This is a genomic window from Geobacillus sp. DSP4a (assembly GCF_013096875.1).
GTDB classification, from domain to species: Bacteria; Bacillota; Bacilli; order Bacillales; family Anoxybacillaceae; genus Geobacillus; species Geobacillus thermophilus.
Genome location: NZ_SDLD01000019.1, coordinates 34,793 through 58,189, shown reverse-complemented (window position 1 = coordinate 58,189; position 23,397 = coordinate 34,793). Strand labels below are relative to the sequence as shown.

24 protein-coding genes, 2 pseudogenes and 1 riboswitch are annotated in these 23,397 nt (G+C 53.9%); of the genes and pseudogenes, 13 read left to right on the top strand and 13 right to left on the bottom strand.

The features are described 5' to 3' along the window. Nucleotides 1–122 precede the first annotated feature (122 nt). From ETC02_RS08585 to ETC02_RS08570, 4 genes and pseudogenes are all read left to right on the top strand, one after another. A pseudogene (locus ETC02_RS08585) lies at nucleotides 123–746 on the top strand (EAL domain-containing protein); the annotation flags it as partial. A gap of 1 nt (nucleotide 747) precedes the next feature. Further along, a complete protein-coding gene (locus tag ETC02_RS08580) occupies nucleotides 748–1,119 on the top strand; it encodes a DnaJ family domain-containing protein (protein ID WP_044743042.1) in 372 nt (123 codons plus the stop codon). Between the two features lie 210 nt (nucleotides 1,120–1,329). After that, nucleotides 1,330–1,900, top strand: a pseudogene (locus ETC02_RS08575) (PX domain-containing protein). A 150-nt stretch (nucleotides 1,901–2,050) separates the two neighbouring features. Next, on the top strand, nucleotides 2,051–2,692 hold the full coding sequence (locus ETC02_RS08570) for a precorrin-2 dehydrogenase/sirohydrochlorin ferrochelatase family protein (protein ID WP_033009570.1): 642 nt from the start codon (nucleotides 2,051–2,053) through the stop codon (nucleotides 2,690–2,692). Nucleotides 2,693–2,847: 155 nt separating this feature from the next. Here the strand turns inward: ETC02_RS08570 and bshB2 are convergent, their stop codons facing one another. Both bshB2 and ETC02_RS08560 read right to left on the bottom strand, forming a co-directional pair. Then, nucleotides 2,848–3,501, bottom strand: coding sequence for a bacillithiol biosynthesis deacetylase BshB2 (gene bshB2, locus ETC02_RS08565; protein WP_033009572.1), 654 nt, complete (start codon nucleotides 3,499–3,501; stop codon nucleotides 2,848–2,850). Nucleotides 3,502–3,514: 13 nt separating this feature from the next. Beyond that, on the bottom strand, nucleotides 3,515–3,862 hold the full coding sequence (locus tag ETC02_RS08560) for a YojF family protein (RefSeq protein WP_025949074.1): 348 nt from the start codon (nucleotides 3,860–3,862) through the stop codon (nucleotides 3,515–3,517). A 163-nt stretch (nucleotides 3,863–4,025) separates the two neighbouring features. Here ETC02_RS08560 and ETC02_RS08555 point away from each other — a divergent pair, with 163 nt between their 5' ends. Further along, nucleotides 4,026–4,796, top strand: coding sequence for an arginase family protein (locus ETC02_RS08555; protein WP_044743039.1), 771 nt, complete (start codon nucleotides 4,026–4,028; stop codon nucleotides 4,794–4,796). A gap of 99 nt (nucleotides 4,797–4,895) precedes the next feature. Here the strand turns inward: ETC02_RS08555 and ETC02_RS08550 are convergent, their stop codons facing one another. The 8 genes from ETC02_RS08550 to ETC02_RS08515 all read right to left on the bottom strand — a co-directional run bounded on the left by ETC02_RS08550 (nucleotide 4,896) and on the right by ETC02_RS08515 (nucleotide 11,387). Further along, the gene (locus ETC02_RS08550) at nucleotides 4,896–5,180 is read right to left on the bottom strand and encodes an acylphosphatase (RefSeq protein WP_033009595.1); all 285 of its coding nucleotides are present in this window, start codon (nucleotides 5,178–5,180) and stop codon (nucleotides 4,896–4,898) included. A 64-nt stretch (nucleotides 5,181–5,244) separates the two neighbouring features. Continuing rightward, nucleotides 5,245–5,991 (bottom strand): sirohydrochlorin chelatase, encoded by a 747-nt coding sequence (locus ETC02_RS08545; protein WP_171698213.1) that lies wholly within the window; start codon nucleotides 5,989–5,991, stop codon nucleotides 5,245–5,247. A gap of 10 nt (nucleotides 5,992–6,001) precedes the next feature. Continuing rightward, the gene (gene cobA / locus ETC02_RS08540; RefSeq protein WP_171698212.1) at nucleotides 6,002–6,778 is read right to left on the bottom strand and encodes a uroporphyrinogen-III C-methyltransferase; all 777 of its coding nucleotides are present in this window, start codon (nucleotides 6,776–6,778) and stop codon (nucleotides 6,002–6,004) included. A gap of 416 nt (nucleotides 6,779–7,194) precedes the next feature. Continuing rightward, on the bottom strand, nucleotides 7,195–7,806 hold the full coding sequence (gene cysC / locus ETC02_RS08535) for an adenylyl-sulfate kinase (RefSeq protein WP_033009577.1): 612 nt from the start codon (nucleotides 7,804–7,806) through the stop codon (nucleotides 7,195–7,197). A gap of 12 nt (nucleotides 7,807–7,818) precedes the next feature. Further along, entirely contained in the window at nucleotides 7,819–8,979 is a 1,161-nt protein-coding gene (gene sat / locus ETC02_RS08530; protein ID WP_033009578.1) for a sulfate adenylyltransferase, read from the bottom strand. 31 nt (nucleotides 8,980–9,010) lie between these two features. Further along, nucleotides 9,011–10,084, bottom strand: a complete 1,074-nt coding sequence (locus ETC02_RS08525; RefSeq protein WP_050368202.1) for a sulfate permease — start codon at nucleotides 10,082–10,084, stop codon at nucleotides 9,011–9,013. A 15-nt stretch (nucleotides 10,085–10,099) separates the two neighbouring features. Further along, nucleotides 10,100–10,807, bottom strand: a complete 708-nt coding sequence (locus tag ETC02_RS08520; protein WP_050368756.1) for a phosphoadenylyl-sulfate reductase — start codon at nucleotides 10,805–10,807, stop codon at nucleotides 10,100–10,102. A gap of 121 nt (nucleotides 10,808–10,928) precedes the next feature. Further along, nucleotides 10,929–11,035: riboswitch (SAM riboswitch) on the bottom strand. A 127-nt stretch (nucleotides 11,036–11,162) separates the two neighbouring features. Beyond that, nucleotides 11,163–11,387: a DUF1128 domain-containing protein gene (locus ETC02_RS08515; protein WP_033013939.1), complete on the bottom strand. Its 225-nt coding sequence runs from the start codon at nucleotides 11,385–11,387 to the stop codon at nucleotides 11,163–11,165. Between the two features lie 203 nt (nucleotides 11,388–11,590). Between ETC02_RS08515 and ETC02_RS08510 the strand changes: the two genes are divergently transcribed. Both ETC02_RS08510 and ETC02_RS08505 read left to right on the top strand, forming a co-directional pair. Continuing rightward, nucleotides 11,591–12,079 carry a low molecular weight protein-tyrosine-phosphatase gene (locus tag ETC02_RS08510; RefSeq protein WP_033009583.1) on the top strand — a complete coding sequence of 163 codons (489 nt, stop codon included), beginning with the start codon at nucleotides 11,591–11,593 and terminating at the stop codon, nucleotides 12,077–12,079. A gap of 39 nt (nucleotides 12,080–12,118) precedes the next feature. Further along, nucleotides 12,119–12,940, top strand: a complete 822-nt coding sequence (locus tag ETC02_RS08505) for a YihY/virulence factor BrkB family protein (RefSeq protein WP_216367760.1) — start codon at nucleotides 12,119–12,121, stop codon at nucleotides 12,938–12,940. A gap of 229 nt (nucleotides 12,941–13,169) precedes the next feature. Here ETC02_RS08505 and ETC02_RS08500 read toward each other — a convergent pair whose 3' ends face one another. Beyond that, nucleotides 13,170–13,316, bottom strand: a complete 147-nt coding sequence (locus ETC02_RS08500) for a BH0509 family protein (RefSeq protein ID WP_033008327.1) — start codon at nucleotides 13,314–13,316, stop codon at nucleotides 13,170–13,172. 119 nt (nucleotides 13,317–13,435) lie between these two features. Beyond that, complete coding sequence (locus tag ETC02_RS08495) at nucleotides 13,436–14,569, bottom strand: MFS transporter (RefSeq protein WP_033008300.1); 1,134 nt, start codon at nucleotides 14,567–14,569, stop codon at nucleotides 13,436–13,438. Nucleotides 14,570–14,719: 150 nt separating this feature from the next. On the opposite strand from ETC02_RS08495, the gene cax reads away from it, so the two are divergent. Together cax and ETC02_RS08485 are read left to right on the top strand one after the other, a co-directional pair. Continuing rightward, nucleotides 14,720–15,772, top strand: coding sequence for a calcium/proton exchanger (cax, locus tag ETC02_RS08490; protein WP_033013951.1), 1,053 nt, complete (start codon nucleotides 14,720–14,722; stop codon nucleotides 15,770–15,772). Nucleotides 15,773–15,912: 140 nt separating this feature from the next. Next, a complete protein-coding gene (locus tag ETC02_RS08485; RefSeq protein WP_047817777.1) occupies nucleotides 15,913–16,701 on the top strand; it encodes a YfkD famly protein in 789 nt (262 codons plus the stop codon). A gap of 90 nt (nucleotides 16,702–16,791) precedes the next feature. Here ETC02_RS08485 and yfkAB read toward each other — a convergent pair whose 3' ends face one another. Next, entirely contained in the window at nucleotides 16,792–17,916 is a 1,125-nt protein-coding gene (gene yfkAB, locus ETC02_RS08480) for a radical SAM/CxCxxxxC motif protein YfkAB (protein ID WP_033008306.1), read from the bottom strand. 231 nt (nucleotides 17,917–18,147) lie between these two features. Between yfkAB and ETC02_RS08475 the strand changes: the two genes are divergently transcribed. From ETC02_RS08475 to rlmD, 4 genes are all read left to right on the top strand, one after another. Continuing rightward, nucleotides 18,148–19,695 carry a fumarate hydratase gene (locus ETC02_RS08475; protein ID WP_050368203.1) on the top strand — a complete coding sequence of 516 codons (1,548 nt, stop codon included), beginning with the start codon at nucleotides 18,148–18,150 and terminating at the stop codon, nucleotides 19,693–19,695. 142 nt (nucleotides 19,696–19,837) lie between these two features. After that, nucleotides 19,838–20,629, top strand: coding sequence for a delta-lactam-biosynthetic de-N-acetylase (pdaA, locus tag ETC02_RS08470; RefSeq protein ID WP_050368757.1), 792 nt, complete (start codon nucleotides 19,838–19,840; stop codon nucleotides 20,627–20,629). Between the two features lie 178 nt (nucleotides 20,630–20,807). Next, nucleotides 20,808–21,674: a DNA-3-methyladenine glycosylase family protein gene (locus ETC02_RS08465; protein WP_171698214.1), complete on the top strand. Its 867-nt coding sequence runs from the start codon at nucleotides 20,808–20,810 to the stop codon at nucleotides 21,672–21,674. After that, nucleotides 21,671–23,074, top strand: a complete 1,404-nt coding sequence (gene rlmD / locus ETC02_RS08460; RefSeq protein ID WP_171698211.1) for a 23S rRNA (uracil(1939)-C(5))-methyltransferase RlmD — start codon at nucleotides 21,671–21,673, stop codon at nucleotides 23,072–23,074. Before ETC02_RS08465 ends, rlmD begins: the two co-directional genes overlap by 4 nt. The last annotated feature ends 323 nt before the right edge of the window (nucleotides 23,075–23,397 follow it).

Genomic DNA, 23,397 nt, shown 5'->3' with positions numbered 1-23,397 from the left:
TGAGTGTCTTATGCTCTAGCGGCGAAGTGGACACGCCTCAAAGAATAAGGATTGCTTGAAGCAGTCAAACTTCTTTGGAAGCCCCCACTTCAAATTTTCGCTAGAAAATTAAGTGGGGGTAGTTCACCCCGGTTGCCGAACAGACCGGCATGATCATCCCGATCAATGAATGGGTCATCCGCACGGCTTGTGAGCAGACGAAGCAACTGCTTGGTCGTTTTCCTGACTTGTCCGTTTCCATCAACTTATCGCCATATGAATTTGAAAGCCGTCGATTTGTGGATAAACTCGCCCGCCTGCTCGCCGACGCCGGGCTGCCGCCGCACCATTTAGATCTGGAAATTACGGAGCGGATGACCATGGATACAGAACGTGCGCTTGATATTCTCTCGAAACTGAAGGGGCTTGGTGTGACGATCAGCATGGACGATTTCGGCACCGGTTACAGCTCGCTCAGCTACCTGACCGATTTGCCGATCGATCGGCTGAAGATCGACCGTTCGTTCGTCCAGCATATTCAAGGAAAAAAAGATGTCATCTTGCCGGCGATCATCCGCCTCGGGCATAATATAGGTGTCAAAGTGTTGGCCGAAGGGGTCGAAACGGAGACCGAAGCGGCCTATTTGCAAGGAAAACGGTGCGATGAGGCGCAAGGCTACTACTTTTCCCCACCGCTTCCGTATGATGAGTTTGTCCGCTTTTTGAAAGAGCAGCATGCGAGGCGGCGGGCGCAGGAGTTGACGTGAAATGGACGGATTTTGGCGCATCGCCGAGGAGAAAATTCGCGAGGCGATGAAAAACGGCGAGTTTGACAACTTGCCCGGCTTCGGCAAACCGCTTGAGCTTGAGGACATCTCCCATGTCCCGGAAGAGTTGCGGCTCGGGTATTTGCTGCTGAAAAACGCCGGGTACGTGGCCGAGGAGACCGAGCTGCGCAAAGAGCTGATGACGCTCGAAGATTTGCTGCGCTGTTGCGAGGATGACGAGAAAAAGCAGGAACTTACGAAAAAATGGACGGAAAAACAGCTTCGTTTTGCCGAACTGATGAAAAAACGGCAACCGGCAAACTCGAAGGCGCTGCGCGACTATGGGCGGCGTATTGAAGAGAAATTTCGCTAAACGTTTTTTTTTCAACATGAAGGGGAGGACCTCGTTTTTGTAGGTCTTCCCATTTTTTATGCAAGGATATCCAAAAAACGGGGAAAATAGGGGAGGAGTCAATGGTTGGGAAGGAGGCGGCGCGAAGAAGAGCAAAAGCGGATGATGAATCCCAGCTGTCTAGTCGTAGGTGAATGGTGAGTGAAAGGAAAAGGAAAAGGAGTGAACATCGTGAGAAACGTATGGATTGCCTTTTTTGCTTCACTCATGCTGGCGATGCCGTCATGGGTGGCTGCCGGCAGCCATAAAGGAGAGGCAGCCGATGTGCATCTGCCGGTCGGCCATATGTGGGAGCACGACAGATTGGATGAGCAAAAGTGGATGGAGATGGTTCAAACGTATACGCCTGAACAGGCAGATGAATGGAAAAAAGTGCTCGACGAGCGGAACGCGTTGCGTCAGCAGTTGAACGATGAGAACGTGAAACAGGCCATTAAAGAAAAGTGCAAAAAGATGAAAAAAGAGCGTGAAGCGGCGCTTGACCGGCTCATCGATCAGCTGGCCAATAAAAAAAATCACCAAAGAACAGTTTAAACAAGAGATGAAACAGTTGCATAAAATGAAACGGTGGATGACGAAAGAAGAAAAACAACAGCTTCATCAGCTTCATGAACAAACGAGGCAAGCGATGGAGAACAATGATCAGGAGGCCATGAAAAAACTGCTCCCGCAATGGCTTGAGCATATGAAAAAGAAAAATGAACGGTTGGCGAAATGGCTTCAAGAAGTGAAACAAGGATGATATAATGAAGAAAAAGGCCGTGTTCGATGCACGGCTTCTTTTTTTACTTTTTGTTGTCAGCCAAGGCAGGCGGTCGGGGAAGATTGCGCCTGTTTGTGCGCAGAAACCGACTCAGTCTGCCTGATGGATGCCGGAATGGGGGGTTGCGCCGTGGGGTATCCGATTGTTCTTCATGTGCGCGGCCGCCGCGCGGTCGTCGTTGGCGGCGGGAAGGTGGCGGCGCGGAAAGTTTACGGTTTGCTCGAAGCAGAAGCGGACGTTGTGGTAATCGCCCCGGAGGCGGTGCCGGACATTGAAGCGCTCGCGGCCAAAGGAGAGATCGTTTGGCGTAAGAAAACGTTCGCTGAAGACGACTTGGCAGGAGCGTTTCTTGTCATTGCGGCGACAAACGACCGGAATGTGAACGAAGCGGTGGCGCAAGCAGCAGCGCCCGGCCAACTCGTAAATGTCGTGGATGACCCGAAACGGTGTGATTTTCACGTTCCCGCTGTCATCCGCCGCGGTCCGCTCACCATTGCCGTGTCGACCGGGGGGGCAAGTCCGGCGCTTGCCCGCCGCATCCGCCGCGAGCTTGAGGAGAAGTATGGCGAAGAGTATGGGCCGTATCTTGAGTTTTTGCGGCAGGCCCGCGATATCATTTTGCGTGAGGTGGCGGACGATGCCGCACGAAAGCGGCTGTTTCGGGCGCTCGCTGCTGAGTCTTTCCGGCAGCGGGGCCGATGGGATGAAGAGTTGGCCCAGCTATTGGTGAACGAAAAAGAACGAAACGGGGAAAGAGGGAAAGAGCCATGAACATTCCGATGTATATTGTCGATGCGTTCACTGACCGGCCGTTTGCCGGCAACCCGGCGGCTGTCTGCTTGTTGCCGCTTGGCGGGGTTTCGGTGAACGCGGAAACAAGGTGTCCTCATCGGGATGGACACCTTGTTCAAGGAGGGTTAGGCAGGTCAATCATCCCAACGGTACGTCCAAAACCGCTCCGTTTTGAGCCAGGCAAGCGCATCCCCGCGCTTGGAGGCTGCCTGCATCAGCCCTTCGGTTTGCGAACGGTGGGCGCGGATGGCGGCCAGCTTCGTCTCGATCACCGGGCTGACATCGCGGATGACGTCTGGCTGGCCAAGATCTTGTTCACAGTTTTTCGCAAACGCCACACAATGGACGGTCGGCCGTTCTTCTTTCGGCCAGCGCGTCAAGGCGCTGATGACTGCAGCGCCGCATGCATCGTGGTCAGGGTGAACGCTGTAGCCGGGGTAAAACGTGATGACGAGCGACGGGTTTGTTTCTGCCACGATGGCGGCAATCCGGTCAGCGAGTTCGTTTTCATCCTCAAATTCGACCGTTTTGTCGCGATACCCGAGCAGGCGCAAATCGCGAATGCCGAGAACGCGGCACGCTTCTTCCAGCTCCTGCTTGCGGATGAGCGGAAGCGTTTCGCGGTTGGCAAACGGGGGCACGCCCATGTTTCGCCCCATTTCCCCAAGGGTCAGGCAGGCGTACGTCACCGGTGTGCCGCTTTGCACATGCTGGGCGATGGTGCCCGAAACGCCAAACGCCTCATCATCCGGGTGGGGAAACACAACAAGTACGTGTCGTTCCTTCATCGCAAGCCCCTCCTTATGCGAACGGCGTGTCGCTCAGCTCAAGAGCGACAGCCAGTTTCCCTTCGTAATCGTGTCCGGCCAACAACAATTGTCCTTCGTTCGTCCATTCCCAATGGGTCAGCCCTTCGGCGTACACCCAGCCGATTTGAAGCTTCAGCCCGACGCGATACGGCCCCGGGCCGGTGATTTTGCCGCGGGTGAAGCGGATGCGGGCGTTGCGGATGTAAGCGCCGGCGGAAAAGAATCGTTCGTTATGATGAGAGGCGTACGCCCCGTTCGTCGTTTCCAAATGGATGTATACGTCGCGATTGGCGAAGCGATCCAACGCCTCTTGAACAGCGGCGGCGTCAATCGGCTGCACGCGGGGTCCCTCCTTTAGCTGTTTTCTATTATTGTACATGACCAAGGCATAGGAACGGAAATATTTCGTCTTTCATTGTATAATGAAGAACGGACACATCTTGGACTCATCCGCACCTGAGAGGCGTTGAACAACGATTCAGCGAAAGGAAAGGTGAGGAGAAATGGGGTTTCAAGGCAATGGTGTCACGATGCTCAATTTTGACGGCACTTACCGGCCGCAAAAGCGATTGTTCCGCTTTCCGCACGAATGGATCGATCTGTCGGATGTGCCGGAGACGAATTTGTATTGCAGCGGGGAGGCTCTCGCCGAAATCGAACGGCGGCTGCGCCGTCGGCGGATGCGCGGAGCGGTTTTAATCGGGAACGGCAACTTCCATTATGTAAGCTATTTGCTCATAAAGGAGATGAAAGAGCCGTTTACGCTCGTCTTGTTTGACCATCATACCGATGCCGAAGGGGGGAGCGACCGCCTCATTTCATGCGGCTCGTGGGTCGCTTACGCACTCGGACATCCGCAGCTGCAAAAAGTCATCATTGTTGGTCCGTCATGTTCTCCAAGCCATCTTCGTTTATCTCCAAAGATTACAGTTCTTCCTTTCGATGATCACGATGAATGGCCGACGGCGCTTTTGGACGCTATTCCGACCGGGAGCGTCTATATCAGCATTGATAAAGATGCGCTGCGCCGCGAAGACGCCGTGACGAACTGGGATCAGGGGATGATGCCGCTTTCCCGGCTGCTCGCTTGTTTGCGCCTTCTGCTATTCTATAAAAAAGTGCTCGGCGTGGACATATGCGGGGAGTACCCGCAAGCGGCTGTCGATGTATTCCATCCGTTTTGCCGTGAAGCGCAGCAAAAAAATGAGCGTGCGAATACGGCCATTTTGGAGACGTGTTTTCAATATGCGGCGCCGCATTTGCGGCCGGCTTAAGCAGGACGGATGGTGATCCCGCTTTTTCATTGGTGGAAAGAGCGCTTGGCGGCAGACGGACAACGTCTGCGCTGGGAATAGATCCAAGCGGTGCAACAGTCAAATGCCGCTTCCGTACACAATGCGGAACTTAGTTTCGTCAGGGCGGACGGGGCGCGGCTCAACGTGCATGCGGGAAACTTTGGCAAACATCGTGCCGGCTTCAATCGTATCCAAAAACAGTTGGAGCGCGCTTTCATGCCCTTGGGCTTCCATTTCCACCGTCCCGTCATCGTTGTTTTTCACCCAGCCGGTCAGCTGGCGTTTGAGCGCTTCGTGTTGGACGAAATAGCGAAACCCGACGCCTTGCACGCGCCCTTCGACCATGACATGAACCCGTTTCATCATGATGAAGCCCTCCTTCGCTGCGGTCGCTTCCATCATACCATGAAAAAAGGAGCTTGTCTGCTCAAGCTCCTTTTTTCGCTGCCGACAGCGCCTGCACTTGTTGGTGAATGAGCGTTACAAGCCGCGGATGATACCCTAAGTACGAGCATAAATGCCACTGTTGATGGGAAACAGGCAGCGCCTGCAGCTTCCGTTCGACTGTTTTCATTAAAACGCCGGTAAACAGTAAATACGGCACGATAAAGACGCGCCGGTATATGGATGCCTGCGCCCGCTTGAACCCTTCGTCAAGCGTCGGGCGGATGGCGGCGAGAAAACAAACGTCAACGTGCGGCACGCTCGTTTTTTCTTGCAAGCGCCGGGCGATGGCGGCGATGTCGCGCTTCGTATCCGGGTCACTGCTGCCGCGGCCAATCAGCAGAACCATTGATTCATGATCAAGCGGCGCCGGCTGCTCGCCGATGCGGTCGATGATGATGTCAATCATTGCATCGTGGACGCCAAACGGCGCTCCGCAGACGATCTCCAAAGACGGATGGCGCTGTTTCGCTGCTTTAAGCGCAGCCGGAATGTCCTGTTTGGCATGTCCGGCGGATAGAAGCAGCAACGGGATGACGATCACACGGGTTGCCCCTTGGGCGGCGCAACGGTCAACGCCGGTCGCAATATCCGGCTCAGCCAGCTCAACGAAGCACAGTTCTTGAATCGGGATGTCGATGGCCGCCTTGCATTGTTCAACGAAGCGGGCTGCTTCTCGGCGCGCAGCCGGAACCCGGCTGCCGTGGCTGACGTACAAAATGGCTTCCATCGCCATTGCCTCACGAGGTGGCGCCGGCGGCTGCCGATGATGACAGCAACCGCTCAAACCATTGAATGTTGGCGCGCAGCCGGACGACATCCCCGATGATGACCATGCTTGGATTTTCGATGCGTTCTTTGGCGGCAATAGCGGCGATTGTCGCCAGCGTGCCGGTGACCGTGCGCTGGATGGGGGTCGTTCCCCACTGAATGATCGCCGTCGGCGTATCCGGCGCCTTGCCGTATTTAATCAGCTGGCCGCAAATGTATGGCAAATTGTGGACGCCCATGTAAATGGCGATCGTATCAATGCCTTTGGCGAGGCTTTCCCACTTAATGTCTTCGCGGGTTCCGTCGCGGCGATGCCCCGTGACAAAGGCGACGCTGGAGCTGAACTCGCGATGGGTGACAGGAATACCGGCGTAAGCGGCCGCCGCGATGGCCGATGTGACGCCAGGGACGATCTCAAACTCGATCCCGTGCTGAACGAGCGCTTCCGCCTCTTCACCGCCGCGCCCGAACACAAACGGATCGCCGCCTTTTAAACGGACAACTGTTTTTCCTTTTTTTGCATGCAGAACGAGTGAACGGTTGATCGTTTCCTGCTGCATAGCATGGTAGCCGGGCAGCTTGCCGCAAAAAATGAGTTCAGCGTCTGGCTTGGCATACGCCAGCAAGTCTTCATTAATGAGGCGGTCGTACAAAATGACGTCGGCTTGTTGAATGCATTTCAACCCTTTGACGGTAATGAGTTCCGGATCGCCGGGGCCGGCCCCGACCAAATATACTTTCCCCATCGTTGTTTCAGCCCTTTCTGTCGTGATCCCGTCAGCTGCCGGCAGCAGCGCAAACGTTCCGTTGACGGGCGTGTTGATTAACCATTAAAAACCAGTTGATATCGCTCTATTCCTAGCTTTTCTGCCGTAGTCGGCAAGCAGTTCGCTTGCCGTGCCGACTGGGCATGCGTACAGCATGCCCTCCTCGAACAATGAACGCTTTGCAGGCAAATGACATTTGCCCGCCGGCGTTCTTGTTCGTGGGAAGAGGCAGAAAAGCTTGTGTTCAGCCATATGATTCTGTGTTTTTAAGTAAAGTAATGGATAATCAACACTCGTGTTCCGTTGAATTTCATTGTAAACGGCCTGGCCGTGGCATGAAAACGACTTTGTAAAATCGTCTCCCACTCTTTTTTCGAGTGGGAGACACGGTATCGTTAATGGGTTTCCGATGCGGGGATGAATCCGCGCTCCCGCAAATACGCGAGCACTTGCTCGACACATTCGTCCACCGAATAACGATGCGTTTCGATGGTCAGCTCCGGCGCTTCCGGCGCTTCATACGGCGAATCGATGCCGGTGAATTCGCGGATTTCCCCGCGGCGCGCTTTTTGATACAGCCCCTTTGGATCGCGCTTCTCGCACTCCTCAATCGGGCAGTTGACATATATCTCAATGAATTCGTCTTCCTCGACTAAGCGGCGAACGAGCGCCCGGTCTTCGGCAAACGGCGAAATGAATGCCGTTAACACGAACTGGCCGCTGTCGACAAACAGTTTGGCGACTTCGCCGATGCGGCGGATGTTTTCTGTCCGATCGGCGGCGGAAAAGCCGAGGTCTTTATTGAGCCCGTGGCGGATATTGTCGCCATCGAGAACGTAATTTTGAATGCCAAGCTCAAACAGCCGTCTGGAGACGGCGTTCGCCACCGTCGATTTGCCGGATCCGGACAGGCCGGTGAACCAAAGGACGGCGCTATGATGGCCGTTGCGTTGGCGGCGATCTTCTTTTGTCACCGATGTATGATGCCAAACGATATTCGTGCTCATCTCGCTCCTCCTTTAGCGTGTCGACGGGGTGACCGTTTCGCGTTCTTGCAGCCCTTTGATCAAAACGGCGGCCACTTCCGGACGGCTGAATGTGCTCGGCGGCACTTGGCCGTTGCGCAACATTTCACGGACTTTCGTGCCAGAAAGGACAACGTGATATTGCGCGTCGTGCGGGCATGTTTTCGTCGATGCCATGCCTTCGCATTTCGTGCAATAAAAGCTATGTTCGAAAAAGAGCGGTGTAATGCCTAGCTCTTCGGCCGTAAAGTTCGAGAAGATTTTTTGCGCATCATACGTGCCGTAATAGTTGCCGACGCCCGCATGGTCGCGGCCGACGATGAAGTGCGTGCAGCCGAAGTTTTTCCGCACCATGGCATGGAAAATCGCTTCGCGCGGACCGGCATAGCGCATCGCAGCTTGGAAGACGCCCAAGAAAACGCGGTCTTTCGGATAATAGTTTTCCAGCAGCACTTGATAGCTTTCCATCCGGATGTCGGCCGGAATATCGTCCGCTTTCGTTTCGCCGACGAGCGGGTTTAAAAACAAGCCGTCCACGATTTCAAGCGCGCATTTTTGAATGTATTCATGGGCGCGGTGAACCGGGTTGCGCGTTTGGAAGCCGACGACGGTATTCCAGCCGAGTTCGGCAAACCGCTTCCGCGTTTCGGCCGGATCGAAATAAAACGGAGCAAACTGGCCTTTGTCGGTCCGTTTGACGAGCGTAACCGCTCCGCCGACGTACACATCTGGTTTTTCAAACAGCTTGCGCACGCCCGGGTGAGCGAGTTCATCGGTTTTATAGACGAGCTTGGCTTCTTTCGTTTTATCCGGGCGGTAAATATCGGCGATTTCAATGACGCCGTAGACGTCGCCGCCATAAACGAGTTTCGCTTTGTCGCCGACAGCGAGTTCACTCGCTTTTTCTTCCGTCACCGCCAGCGTGATCGGAATGCTCCAGACAGTGCCATCAGCGAGGCGCATCGTTTCTACGACCGCATCGTAATCGGCTTTCGTTAAAAACCCGGTGAGCGGGCTGTAGGCGCCTGTGCCGATCAGCTCAAGGTCGCTTAGTTCGGCTTTGGACAGCTCGATCGTTTTCGTTGCTTCATCGATTGGGTAATCCGGATTCCAACGGTTGATCAATGTGCCGCCATGCGGAATGCTCAAACTCATGTTCATAACCTCCTAGATTGATAGATGTTCATTAAATGCCGCCGCCATGTTCATGAAGCGAACGCTCTTCTTCGGCGACTGTTTTTTTTAAGCTGATGACGCCAAGCGTCGCCAGGCAGACGCTGAAGATGGCAATCACCGTGTAAACATCGCTGTCAAGCAACAGTTTCACAAGGCTGTACGAAATGACAAGGGAAAATATTGGCGAAACAAACCACACTTTCAACAGTTGCACGACAATCCGCTTTTGCCAAATCGACATCCCGCTTTTCGCCGTGCCGATGCCGATGATCGCCGATGTCGTAATCTGCGTAAGCGGAACAGGCAAACCAAACAGCGACGAAATGATGACGAGCACGGCTCCCGTGCCGGAAATGGCGCTTCCTTCAAACGGGGAGAAGTTTGTAATTTTCTTTCCGTTTGTTTCTAACACGCGATGCCCAAGCAACAGGGCGCCGGCAGCGACAAACAAGCCGCCTAGGATCGTCGCGGGCCCGACCGCCATCAGCCCGGCGCCGACAAGCGGCCCGACAGCGTTCGCGACGTTGTTCATGCCGGCGGAGAACGCCTCGAAAAAGCCAGTGACAATGAGCAAGGCCATAAACGTTTTTTGCCAGCGGCCTTGCTCAAGCTGCGGATATTTTCGCTTGAGCGCCAAAAACCATTTGCCGACAGCCAGCGTAAACGAAAAGGCGACGATCGGGATCACGATCCATACCGACACGATAAACAGCAGCTTATGAAAGTACACCGCCTGATAGGCGATGCCAACGCCGACGACTGATCCGACGGTGATCTCGCTCGTCGAGAGCGGAATGCCCATGATGTTCGCCGCAAAAAGCGAAATGGCCGCCGCCGTTAAAATGATGACAACGATTTTGACGGTGAGGATCGAAGACGGAATAATGCCCGAGCCGATCGTTTTCACTACTTCTCCGCCGCCGAGGCTGCCAAGAAACACGCCGATGCCGCAAAGAAGGAGGGCGACCGATTTTCGGGGAATGGCGCCCGACCCGTACGCGACGCCCATCGAGGCGGCCGCGCCGCTCGCCCCGATGTTCATGGCGAAGAAAAAGGACACAATAAAGGCAATGGCAAGGAGCATATCGTTGTTCTCCCCTTATGTGAGATGGAGCCCGCACTCCGTTTTCCCCTGGCCGGCCCAGCGCCCGGAGCGCAAATCGTTCGGATCCGATGCCGGCGCTGTGCACGGGGCGCAGCCGATGCTCGGGTAGCCCCGGTCATGGAGCACGTTGTACGGAAGACCGTGTTTATATACGTAATTCCAAACGTCTTTCCACGTCCAATGAATGAGCGGGCACACTTTAATGGAGCGGAATTTGTCGTCTTTATTGATGTACTCGACATGGCGCCGCGTCGGCGACTGTTCGCGGCGCAAGCCGGAAATCCAGGCGGTGACTCCGGTCAAGACTTCCCGCAGCGGAATGACTTTGCGCAACTCACAGCATTTGTTCGGATCGCGTTTCCATAGTTCATCGCCGAACTGTGCAGCCTGCTCCTCCAGCGTCAAGTGCGGCTGTTTCATCACGATGCGGAGCGACGGGTATTTTTCCTGTACGTTCGCGATCGTATCGTACGTCTCTGGAAAATGCAGGCCGGTATCCAAAAAGACGATTTCCGCATCCGGCTTGACTTGGGAAATCAAATCAATGAGCACAATCCCTTCAATGCCGAAACTGCACGCATAGACAATGTCATCGCCGTATTCGCGATACGCCCAAGCAAGGACGTCAAGCGCCCCTTTCGTTTCATTATCGGACGGAAAAGACGGTTTTTCGGCCGTTTCCCATTGGTCATATGTGAGCATCGTTTCCCCCTCCTTAAAAATAAAGAAAATCAACATAATTAGTCGGATATTCATCCGGCAACGGGCAGCCTGGCGATAAAAACGCCCCTTCCATTTCGGAAAGAGCGGAAGAACGAGGGACGCCTTATCTTCCAAAATGGATCCCATTTTGCTGGAATTAGCACCTTGCCAAACGCGGCAGGTTGCCGGAGTTCATCGGGCCAGTCCCTCCCCCGCTCTTGATAAGCGTATGTAATTTAATTGATTAAAATTTTAACACAATTGGCGCTAATGTCAATCCTAGTTTTTCGATAGGAATTTTTTTATATACATAGGCAGCTTCGCGATGCTTCCATCCGGTGACGGAAGGAGAGGATTACCGCTTGCGCAGGCTTCCGAGCTCCTCAACAATGGCCTGTATTTCGCTTGGACTGAACGTTTCACGCTTCATGACCATGTCGTAAATGTCTTTCAGTTCGTCATACCATGCCTCGGAAAAATGGGCCGGCTTAATCGCATCAAAATTGAGCACTTTTAATTTTTTCTTCAGCTGTTCAACGATATATTCGACGTTTTCTGCGGACGGTTTCGATAAATCCATGGTTTCGCTCCTTTCGTGGCAGGTTATCATGTATTGTACCACACCGGCGGTGAAAAAGGGGAGAGGCAATATAGTCCGCGCCAGCGTTAGGTGGTAAAATATAGGTGCATGTGCACGAGCTGCTAGAAAGCGGCTATCAAGCGCTTGGATGAAAAGGGAAAACTAATGCCAAGAAAACGGGATGGAAAGGAGTGGCTGCTTCGATGGTCAAAGTGTTGTTTGTTTGCCTCGGCAACATTTGCCGTTCGCCGATGGCGGAAGCGGTATTCCGTCATTTGGTGAACGAACGGGGGCTTGACGGACAGATTGTCGTTGATTCAGCGGGAACGGGCAGCTGGCATGTCGGGGAGCCGCCGCATGAGGGGACAAGGCGGATTTTGAGTGAAAACGACATTGACTATTCCGGCATCCGCGCCCGGCAAGTCGGGCGCCGCGACTTGGAGGAATTTGATTACATCATCGCCATGGACGCCGCCAATTTGAGCGATTTGCGCCGGCTCGCCGGGCCGAATTCGCCGGCGGTGATCGCCCGGCTGCTTGATTTTGTCCCGGATCGGGAAAAAGACGATGTGCCGGATCCGTATTATACCGGGAATTTTGCCGAAGTGTACCGCCTGATTCGCTCCGGCTGCGAGCATTTGCTTGACGCGATCGTCCGCGATCATCGGCTGGCCCCTAGGGAAAGAAAATGATGAAAAAACGGAAAAGGAGGGCGACCCGTGTTGGTGGATATGACGTTCATCCGCGAGTTGGCCCGGCGCTTTACGGAGGATGAAGTTCCGCGGCTGTCGGCGGAATTGGCGTATTACTTTCTGTTGTCGTTGTTCCCGTTTTTATTGTTTTTAATGACGCTGCTGGCTTACTTGCCGATCCCGCACGAAGATGTGCTTATGCTTGTGCGGCAGTATGCGCCGAAAGAAGCGCTTCATCTGATCGAGACGAATGTCCACCGTCTGATGGATGAGCAAAACGGAAAGCTGCTGTCGTTAAGCATTATCGGCGCCATTTGGTCGGCATCGAACGGCATGAGCGCCATTATGCGGGCGTTCAACCGCGCATATGACGTACAAGAGGACCGTCCGTTTTGGGTTGTGCGGGGCCTGTCGATTGTGCTGACGCTCGGGATGATCGCGGTCATTATCGTTATGCTTGTATTGCCGGTATTCGGGCGGATGATCGGGTTGTTTTTGTTTTCCACCCTCGGGTTGTCGCAGCCGTTTTTGACGATATGGAACACATTTCGCTGGGTGACGAGCGCGATCATCTTGTTTGTTGTTTTTACCACCCTTTATTATTTTGCCCCGAACAAACAGCTGCGTTGCGTCAATGTCGTGCGCGGCGCTTTGTTCGCCACCGCCGGCTGGATTGCGACATCATGGGCGTTTGCCTATTATGTCAACCATTTTGCTGACTATACAGCCATGTACGGAAGTCTCGGCGGGATGATTGTGCTGATGATTTGGTTTTATTTATCGGGCATGATTCTCGTGTTAGGCGGAGAAATGAACGCCATTTTCGATTGTGAACATGAAGGAAGAAAGCGGCTCCGTTGATGTGCATAAATGCTTCGCAAACCGGATAACGTAACGATGCGGGGGATTTTGATACAGGGGGGATTGCGATGACGAAGCACACGAAAAAAGACGGGGGTACGAAGCAAAAAGGGAAAAACAGGCCGAAACATAAAACGAGCGGCAGCGCCAACGGCCAAAACGGCTATCATTAGAAAAGGTGTCCCAATGCGGGACACCTTTTTCGCTGGGGCGGTCAGCGAACGGCGCTTTACTCCACAATTTCTTCATGATGGTGGTAATACCGCTCGTAAATGTACTCGATCTCGGCGTCAGTCATGCAGGCGAGCTCTTCCCGCGACAACCCCCGCACTTTTTCGATAAACTCGATCATGTTTTTCCGTTCTGCTCTGCTCATCATCGCCACTCCTTTTTCTGTTTTAAAACAGTAACTTGTTATCTTGGTTTTATTATATAACAGAGGGAACAAAATGGTCAATGATTTTTTCAAAAAAAAACAAAAAAATAAAAAAGCGGTCAAGCCGCTTTTTCCTGTTCCCGCCGTCCGGCAAGACAGACGGCGGGGATGAGAAGAACAGCGCTGACCGCCAGAAAAAAGGCGTTCGTTGCCGTATCGACGGCGCTTCCGGCAAGGGGCGGGCCCACCATGCTGCCAAGGCTGTACAGCATTCCGCACAACAAGTTGCCGGCCGGGAGGAGCGCTTTCGGCAACAAGTCGGTCATATAGGCAATGCCGAGGGAGAAAAGGGAGCCAGTAAACATGCCGGCGGCAAACAGACAGGCAGCGAGCCCGACAGTGGACGCGCCGACCGTGAGCGCGGCCAAAAAACAGCTGGCGCCGGCCAGCAAGGCGCAAGTGATGACGGTCCGCCGCCCGAACCGGTCGCTGAGCGCCCCGAGCGGGAGCTGAAAGACGATGCCGCCCAACGAGAAAAACGGCAAAATGAAGGCGATTTGTTCGGCGCCCATCTGCTTGCGCAAGGCATACAGCGGGAAAACGGAATGAATGGACGCTTCCAAAAAGCCGTAGGCAAGCGGAAGCAACAGCGCTGGCCATGCATGTTTCCATGCACCGACCCATCGGCCGGCGGCTGAGGAAGAGCGTTCAAACGGCTTCGGTTTTTCCTTTGGCAGCCAAAAGACGGCCACCCACCCGGCGAAACTGAGGAGAGCGGCCAAATAAAACGGCCACGCTTCGTTGATCGAGGCGAGTGAAGCGAGCAATGGACCGACCGTAAAACCAAGGCCGAACGCCAAACCATACAGCGACAGACGCCGACCACGCTTAGCCGGCGGCGAAAGGTCGGTGATCCATGTCTGCGTCGCGAAATGAAGCATATGGTCGCCGACGCCGATCAAAAAGCGGAGAGCCAGCCAAACAAAAAATGAAGAAAAAAGTGGAAAAAGAGTAAGCGAACATATTACAATAGAACCGCCGAGGAGAATGATGGGCCGATAGCCATACTTTCCCAATGGCCGCTCCAGAAACGGCGAAATGGCCAGCACGCCGATATATAGCGCAGCAGCATGCACCCCGTTGACGGACGAAGGGACGCCATGTTCATCAAGCAGCATGGCTAACAGCGGAAGCAACATTCCTTGGGACAAGCCAGAGATGGCCACGACCGCAGTTAAAATGGCGAAACGCATCGTCACATCCTCACTTCTTGAAATTGGCCAGCCCGCGAACAAACGGAATCCGGCTTTTCACGGCGGAACGGCTGGCCCGTATTCATCGTACATACAAGCGACGATCAACGCAACGAAAAAATTTTGACGAGAAATGTGGAAGAAACACAAATGAACAGGTTGTTTGCCTGGATGGCATGGATCGGCGTGCCGGTGTCAGTAATCGGCGGCTTTCTTCACTGGCCGACCGTCTTGATGTTTGGGCTGTATTGTTTGACGATCATTGCGCTCGCCAGCTATATGGGGCGGGCGACAGAGAGTTTGGCCATCGTCGCCGGACCGCGCATCGGCGGTCTGTTAAACGCCACCTTTGGCAATGCGGTCGAGTTGATCATCTCGATTTTTGCCTTGCAAGCCGGACTCGTGGATGTCGTGCTCGCCTCCTTGACCGGCTCGGTGCTGGGAAATTTGCTGTTGGTTGCCGGGTTATCGTTTTTTGTCGGCGGTTTGAAATATAAACGGCAAGAATTCAATATTTATGACGCCCGCCATAACGCCGGGCTGCTGACGTTTGCCATTTTCGTCGCGTTTGTCATTCCGGAAGTGTTTACAATGCAAATGGACGGCGGCGAACGGCTTGCGTTGAGCGTCGGCATTTCGATTATTATGATTTTGCTTTACATCGCTGCCCTTTACTTCCGGCTTGTCACCCACCGCGGCGTATACCAGCATAAATCGGACGAAGCGGAAGAACATGAGGAGCCGGAATGGGGAAAAGGAAAAGCGACCGCCATTTTGGCACTGGCTACGCTCGCGGTTGCCTACTTGTCAGAGCGGCTCGTCCATACGTTCGAAACCGTGGCGGAGTCGTTTGGCTGGAGCGAGCTGTTTATCGGGATCATCATCGTCGCCATCGTCGGCAATGCGGCGGAGCATGCTTCGGCTGTCATGATGGCATACAAAAATAAAATGAACGTCGCCGTCGAGATCGCCGTCGGCTCGACCTTGCAAATCGCCATGTTCGTCGCGCCGGTGCTTGTGCTCGTTTCGCTTTTGTTTCCGGAAAAAATGCCGCTTGTCTTTTCACTTCCCGAACTCGTCGCGATGGCCGCTTCGGTGCTCTTGATGATCGTATTGTCCAACGACGGCGATACGAACTGGTTTGAAGGGGCGACGCTGCTGGCGGCCTATATCATTATGGGCATTGGTTTTTATTTGCTTTGACGGATTCACCCGGGCGGTTGGCGCTCGGGTTTTTTGACAGAGGTGCGGCGCCGGGACGGAAGAAATTTTCACTGTCACGGATAAACGGTGCGTTTTGACGGAAAATAACAGTGAATATGAGATAGAAAGGAGCGAATGCGATGAAAAAATGGGCGGTTTCGCTGTTTGCGAGCGCACTGCTTCTGTATGCGGCAGCGTTCCCGGCATTGGCGGCTTCCGGAAAGCCGGCGCCCGGTGCGGTGATCGATATCTCGAAAGAGAACACATACCCGAATCCAACGCAAGACTTGCCGCATCTAGAGCCAAGCTCGTTTACGAAACAGCTGCTGAAATCGGCCAATGTGAACATTGAGAATCCTGAATTGGTTCATCTCTTTAATGAATCTTCGGCAACGAACGCGCCGTGGGCCATCGGCTACCGGGCGACGATTTATTTAGGCCAATGGCCGCTCAACTACCAATCGCTCGAAACATCAACAAATTGGGAGTATCAAAAGGTCAATACGAATTTTCTCGACAACCGCGGCGGCGACACAGCACAAAAACTGTATTACAAACAGGAAATGCAAAAATACGTCCGTGGCGGCTTGACGGTGAAAGTGCCGAATGAAGACGCCGTCAAACGGATGATGTTGAACAAGGCCATGGAAAAAACAAATTTACCGCTCGCTTTCAGCACCGTTGTCGGTCTTGGCACGAAAAAGGATCAGCCGTACAACGTGCCGGCGAAAAAAATGGGCTATTTGTATGCGTATGCTCCGGCTGTGAATGAAAAAGGGAAAGTGACGTACGGGGAAGTGTATATCGTCTTGAAAGGAAACAAAAAGAAAATCGTCGTCAAAAACGTGACGACAAGAGGGGTCGGGGCATGGATTCCGGTGCAAGACCGGCTGTATATGTCCTATGTCGTCAGCGAGCAGCCGCGATAAAAGAGTCGGGCCCAAAAAGCAGGCGCGTTTTGGGCCTCCTCTTTTTTATGCGCATGGCCGATGATGCGCTTGCCTCTGCGGCGTTGCTGTTTATCGGGCGATGCGCGCCGCCCGTTTTGTAAAATCGACGCCGCGGTAATACGTCTGCTTGACGAGCACATTGGGCCCTAAGCAGCGCGCGGCCGGGCAGTGGCAAAGAAGTTCATTGGCGATTTTCGAGCGCCGCCATCGGTTATACACATCCGGCAATGAATCGCGGACGATGTTGCCAAGCGGCGGTTCATCGCCGAAATCGGTGACGATGACATCGCCGGTGAAAATGTTGACATTAAGCCGCGAACGGCCGTCAGGGTCGTTGCGGACGGTGACGTTTTTGCTTTCATACAGCCGCTTTAATAGGCGAAGATCGTCTTCATTGTCGCTGCACGGGTAAAATGGCAGCGTGCCAAACAACATCCAGACGTTTTCATCGCGAATGTCAAGCAAATGGTGGATCGCCGCGCGCAGCTCATCGAGACTTAGCGTCTCTAAGGCGCTGGCAAAATCGCTTGGGTACATCGGGTGAATTTCATGGCGCCGGCAGCCCATTTCCTCAACGACTTGGCGATGGATCGTTTCCAAATGGCGGACGGTCCGTTTGTTTAACATCGTTTCCGCCGATACCATCACGCCGGCATTGGCCAGCGCTTTTGCATTGTCAAGCATGCGCTGGAAGTATTTCTCGCGTTGGGCGCGCGTCGGTTTCCGCTCCATCATAGCGAATCCACCGTCGATGAAATCGTCGATTGTCCCCCAGTTGTGGGAGATATGGAGCACATCCAAATACGGAATCACTTTTTCGTAGCGGGACAAGTCAAGCGTCAAATTCGAATTCAGTTGCGTTCGCACCCCGCGCTCATGTGCATAGCGGAGAAGCGGAACGACGTATTGTTCAACCGATTTTAATGACAGCATCGGCTCGCCGCCGGTGATGCTTAATGAGCGTAAATGCGGAATTTCTTCAAGCCGGCGGAGCAACAACTCAAGCGGCAGCGCCTCGGGATCTTTCGCTGTCAACGTATAGCCGACGGCGCAATGTTCACAGCGCATATTGCAAAGCGTCGTTGTCGTAAACTCGACGTTCGTCAGTTCCAACTTTCCATACTCTTCTAGATCAACGTACGCCTCCCACGGATCGTACGCCGGCGTAATGGCCGGCATGGCGGATGAACGCATCGCTTTCTCCTCTCTCTATAAAAAAGTTCCATCGTTCATTATTAGCCGCCTTAGCAGCCCTTGTCAATCGTTTTAGCTGTTTTGCCTCTACCCCATTCGTATGATGAGAAAGGAGCCATCATGAGATGGAAAAGAAAGATTTTTTACACAACAGCGAGAAACGGAGTATAATAGAAAAAGATAAGGACAACTGCCTATGCACGATGAACAGGGGAAGGGGCGTTTAGACAAATGGAAAAGTTCCAGCAAAGCATGTACGACTTGATCGTCGAGACGTCGACGAAGCTGCCGAAGGACGTCCGTCGAGCGATCGCTCGGGCGAAAGCGCGCGAAAACGCCGGCACGCGGGCGGCGATGGCATTGGATACAATCGTTGGCAACATTCAAATGGCGGACGAAAACGTATCGCCGATTTGCCAAGATACGGGCTTGCCGACGTTTAAAATCAAAGTGCCGGTCGGCGTCAACCAAATCGAAATGAAAAAAGCGATCCGGGCTGCCATTGTCGAAGCGACGAAAAATGGCAAACTGCGCCCGAACTCGGTCGATTCGCTCACCGGCAAAAACAGCGGCGATAACTTAGGGGAAGGCGTGCCGGTCATTAAATTTGAACAGTGGGAAAACGATTACATTGACGTTCGCCTTATTTTAAAAGGCGGCGGCTGTGAAAACAAAAACATCCAATACAGCCTGCCGTGTGAACTCGAAGGGCTCGGCCGCGCCGGCCGCGATTTGGACGGCATCCGCAAATGCATTTTGCATGCGGTGTATCAGGCGCAAGGGCAAGGGTGCAGCGCCGGCTTCATCGGCGTCGGCATCGGCGGCGACCGCTCATCCGGCTATGAGCTCGCCAAAGAACAGCTGTTCCGTCCGGTTGATGACGTCAACCCGATTGAAGAATTGCGCCAGCTGGAAGAATACATTATGGAAAACGCCAACAAGCTCGGCATCGGCACGATGGGCTTTGGCGGCGAATCGACGCTGCTTGGCTGTAAAATCGGCGTCATGCATCGCATCCCGGCGAGCTTCTTCGTCTCCGTCGCCTACAACTGCTGGGCGTTCCGGCGCATGGGCGTGAAAATCGATCCGGAAACCGGTGAGATCATCGAATGGCTGTACCAAGACGGCGAAGACGTCGATTTTGCAAAAGAGTTGGAAAAAGCGGAAGCGGCCGCGGCGCTTGAACAAGGAGAGGCGCGCGTCATCGATCTCGTTCCGCCGCTGTCGGAAGAACAAGTGCGGAAGCTCCGCGTCGGCGACGTCGTCCGCATCAGCGGCGTCATTTACACCGGCCGCGACGCCATTCATAAATATTTGATGGATCACGATGCCCCCGTCGATTTGAACGGGCAAATCATTTACCATTGCGGCCCGGTCATGCTAAAAGACGAAGACGGCCGCTGGCACGCCAAAGCCGCCGGCCCGACGACCAGCATCCGCGAAGAGCCGTATCAAGGCGACATTATGAAAAAATTCGGCGTCCGCGCTGTCATCGGCAAAGGCGGCATGGGTGCGAAAACATTGCAAGCGCTCAAAGAGCACGGCGGCGTGTACTTAAACGCCATCGGCGGCGCCGCGCAATATTATGCCGATTGCATCAAATCCGTGGAAGGCGTTGATTTGTTGGAGTTTGGCATCCCCGAAGCGATGTGGCATTTGCGCGTCGAAAACTTCACCGCCGTCGTTACGATGGACTCGCACGGCAACAGCTTGCATGAAGATGTAGAAAAATCATCGTTGGAAAAACTGGCCCAATTCAAAGAACCGGTGTTCAAATAAACGTGAAGAAACGATTGGCAGCGTGACTCCCCAAAAGCATCCGCTTTTGGGGTCTTTTTTTGCAAAAAATGGCGTGCGTAAAGCAGCTGAGGGCGAAAACAATAAAAAAGAGGAAAAGACGGCGGCCAAGGAGGAACCAGGCATGAGATGGCTTATTTCTCTCGTTTTAGCGATTGCGCTTTTTCCCGCTTCTGCGTTTGCCGCAAGCAATCAAGCGATCCATTGGGGATTCAAGCGGAGCGAAAACCACGAGCCCCCGTCGGCGGGAAAAGAGCTCGATGAGCTGCTTGCCAAATATGACGCGTTTTATTTAGGCGATACGAGTGAAAAAACGATTTACTTGACGTTTGACAACGGCTATGAAAACGGCTATACGGCGCAAATTTTGGACATCTTGAAAGAAAAACATGTGCCGGCCGCCTTTTTTGTCACCGGCCATTATTTGCAAACCGCGCCTGATTTAGTGAAACGAATGGCTGCCGAAGGACATATCATCGGCAACCATTCGTGGCACCATCCCGATTTAACGACCGCCAGCGATGAGCGGGTGCGCGAAGAGTTGGAAAAAGTCAAGGAAAAGACAGAAGAGTTGACCGGACAAAAAGGGATGATGTACCTTCGCCCGCCGCGCGGCATTTTCAGCGAACGGACGTTATCTCTCGCCCGCGAGCTCGGCTATTACCACGTCTTTTGGTCGCTGGCGTTCGTCGACTGGCAAACCGACCGCCAGCGCGGCTGGCAATATGCCTATGACCAAATCATGAAACAAATTCACCCAGGCGCGATTTTGTTGCTGCACTCCGTATCGAAAGACAACGCCGACGCGCTGCCGAAGGTGATCGACGACTTGCGCAAACAAGGGTATACGTTTGCCAGCTTAGATGAATTGATGGCGAAAAAGATGGGACTCCATCCGTGGCTGTTTCGCCCATAAGCCGCTTTCATCACTTGAGCACAAAAGCGGTACGAAACGTTGTGTGTTGGACCATTCGAAAACCCGCCTCGTTCTGTCAACCGAACCATATGCCGCTGCCTCGTCCTGCCAACAAGTTGGTTCGACGGGGCGTTTTTCGTTATAATAGGGGCACGGACAAATGAGAAAGGTGAGAACGATGTGGAAACGAACGATCACTGTGCCGGCGCCGTATGATTTCGCCCACGCGCTTGAACGGCTTGCATTGGATCCGCTCCTGGCGGTCGATTTAGAGCGGCGGCGCATCACCGTGCCGCTTCATCTCGATGGTTTAAAGGTGCCGGTCGTGATTGAAAGCATCGGCACAAAAGACGATCCTCGCTTTGTCGTCTCGGCGCCGCATCCCAAGCGGCAGGAAGACATCATCGAGCGCGTCTCTCATTTATTTCAATGGCGGACGCCGCTCGGGCCCATTTACGAGCATTTCCGCCGCACTGACCTGGCGCCGCTGTTTGCCGAGTATGAAGGAATGCCGCTTGTGCTCGATTTTGACTTGTATTTTTGCCTAATGAAATGTTTGATCCACCAGCAACTTCATCTCAAAGTGGGCTATCGACTTACAGAACGGTTTGTCAAAACGTTCGGTGAGGAACGGGACGGCGTTTGGTTTTACCCGCGCCCAGAAGATATCGCCGCCCGTTCGTATGATGACTTGCGCGCCTTACAGCTGAGCGGGCGGAAAGCGGAATATATCGTCGATGTGTCGCGTCTCATCGCTGACGGAAAGCTGCGGCTTGATGAACTTAAGCAGATGGAAGACGGCGAGGTGATGGAGCGGCTGACGGCCGTGCGCGGCATCGGCCCGTGGACGGTGCAAAACTTCCTTCTCTTTGGCCTCGGCCGCCCAAACGTGTTTCCGCCGGCGGATATCGGCTTGCAGCGGGCGGTTGAAAAACAATTCGGGCTCCAAAAGCGGCCGACCGCAAAAGAGATGGCGGCGCTCGGCGAGCGGTGGAAGCCGTACGCCAGCTATGCGGCGCTTTATTTATGGCGAAGCATTGAATGAGAGGGACCGATATGGCAAAGCAACAAACGAACATCAAAATCAAAAAAGGCGACCAATTTCCCGTGACGATTCAACGGATCGGCATTAACGGCGAAGGGGTCGGCTATTTCCAAAAACAAGTCGTCTTCGTCCCCGGCGCGTTGCCGGGGGAAGAAGTCGTCGTCGAAGCGACGAACATTCACCCAACCTACGCCGAGGCGAAAATCAAACGAATCCGCAAGCGTTCACCCAGCCGGGTGGCGCCGCCATGCCCGCTCTATGATCAGTGCGGCGGCTGCCAGCTCCAGCACCTATCGTACGAAGCGCAGCTTGAAGCCAAACGCGACATTGTCATCCAAGCATTGCGCCGCCACGCCCGCCGCCTCGATGTCGACAAGCTCGACATCCGCCCGACGATCGGCATGGATGACCCGTGGCAATACCGAAACAAAAGCCAATTTCAAGTCGGGGTGAAAAAAGGGAAGGTGCTCGCCGGGCTGTACGGCCTCAACTCCCACCGGCTCGTCGACCTATCGGAATGCCGCATCCAGCATCCGCAAACGACGCGCGTGACGAACATCGTGAAGACGATTTTGCAAGACTTGCGCATCCCGATTTACAACGAGCGGACGAGAACGGGCGTCGTGCGGACGATCGTCGTCCGCGTCGGCTTCCATACGGGCGACATCCAGCTTGTGCTGGTGACGGCGACAAAAGACATCCCGCGCCAACAGTTGCTCATTGACGAAATTCGCCGCCGCCTTCCGGAAGTGAAATCAATCGTGCAAAACATCAACGGCGAAAAAACCTCGCTCATTTTCGGCGACGAGACAGAAGTGCTAGCAGGAGATGAATACATTCAAGAAACGCTCGGCGATTTGTCATTTGAGCTCTCCGCGCGCGCCTTTTTCCAGCTTAATCCCATCCAAACGGTGAAATTGTACGATGAAGTGAAAAAGGCATCCGCTCTCACCGGAACAGAGAGGATCGTTGATGCCTATTGCGGCGTCGGCACGATCGGGCTGTGGCTCGCCCGCGATGCGAAAGAAGTGCGCGGCATGGACACGATCCCCGAAGCGATTGAAGACGCCAAGAAAAACGCGGACAAACATGGCTTTACGAACACGCACTATGTCGTCGGCAAAGCCGAATATTGGCTGCCCAAATGGGTGAACGAAGGCTGGAAGCCGGACGTCATCATCGTCGACCCGCCCCGCGTCGGCTGCGGCCGGGCGCTGCTTGAAACGATCCTCCGCGTCCGCCCGAAAACGGTCGTCTACGTCTCGTGCAACCCATCGAGCCTCGCCCGCGACCTCGACGCCTTGGCGGCACAATACCGCGTCGACTACATCCAGCCGGTCGACATGTTTCCGCACACGGCGCACGTTGAGGCGGTGGCGAAGCTGGTGTTGGAAATGTAAACATGAAGTAAACTTGTTCCGCTCCTTAGGAATGATTCACAGCAGACAAGAAAGTCATATATTTTTTGAACCGATTGAAACTGATGGCTTATTGTAAAAAACGCACGTAGCAAAGCGCCTTTTCCTGTCAAGGAAAGGCGTTTTTTCTGTTTGCTGGTGGGAAAGGCGGAGGTTTGCCGCATATTGTAGGTGAAAGGGAAAGAAAGGTTGAATCCGACGGCGTGCTTAACATATAGGAGAGCTCACTTCTAGATAAAGGGAATAGGCTCTTTGTATGGCTGGATTCTTCCGAGTCTTCATACTGATCCAAGGAGGATAGCTCG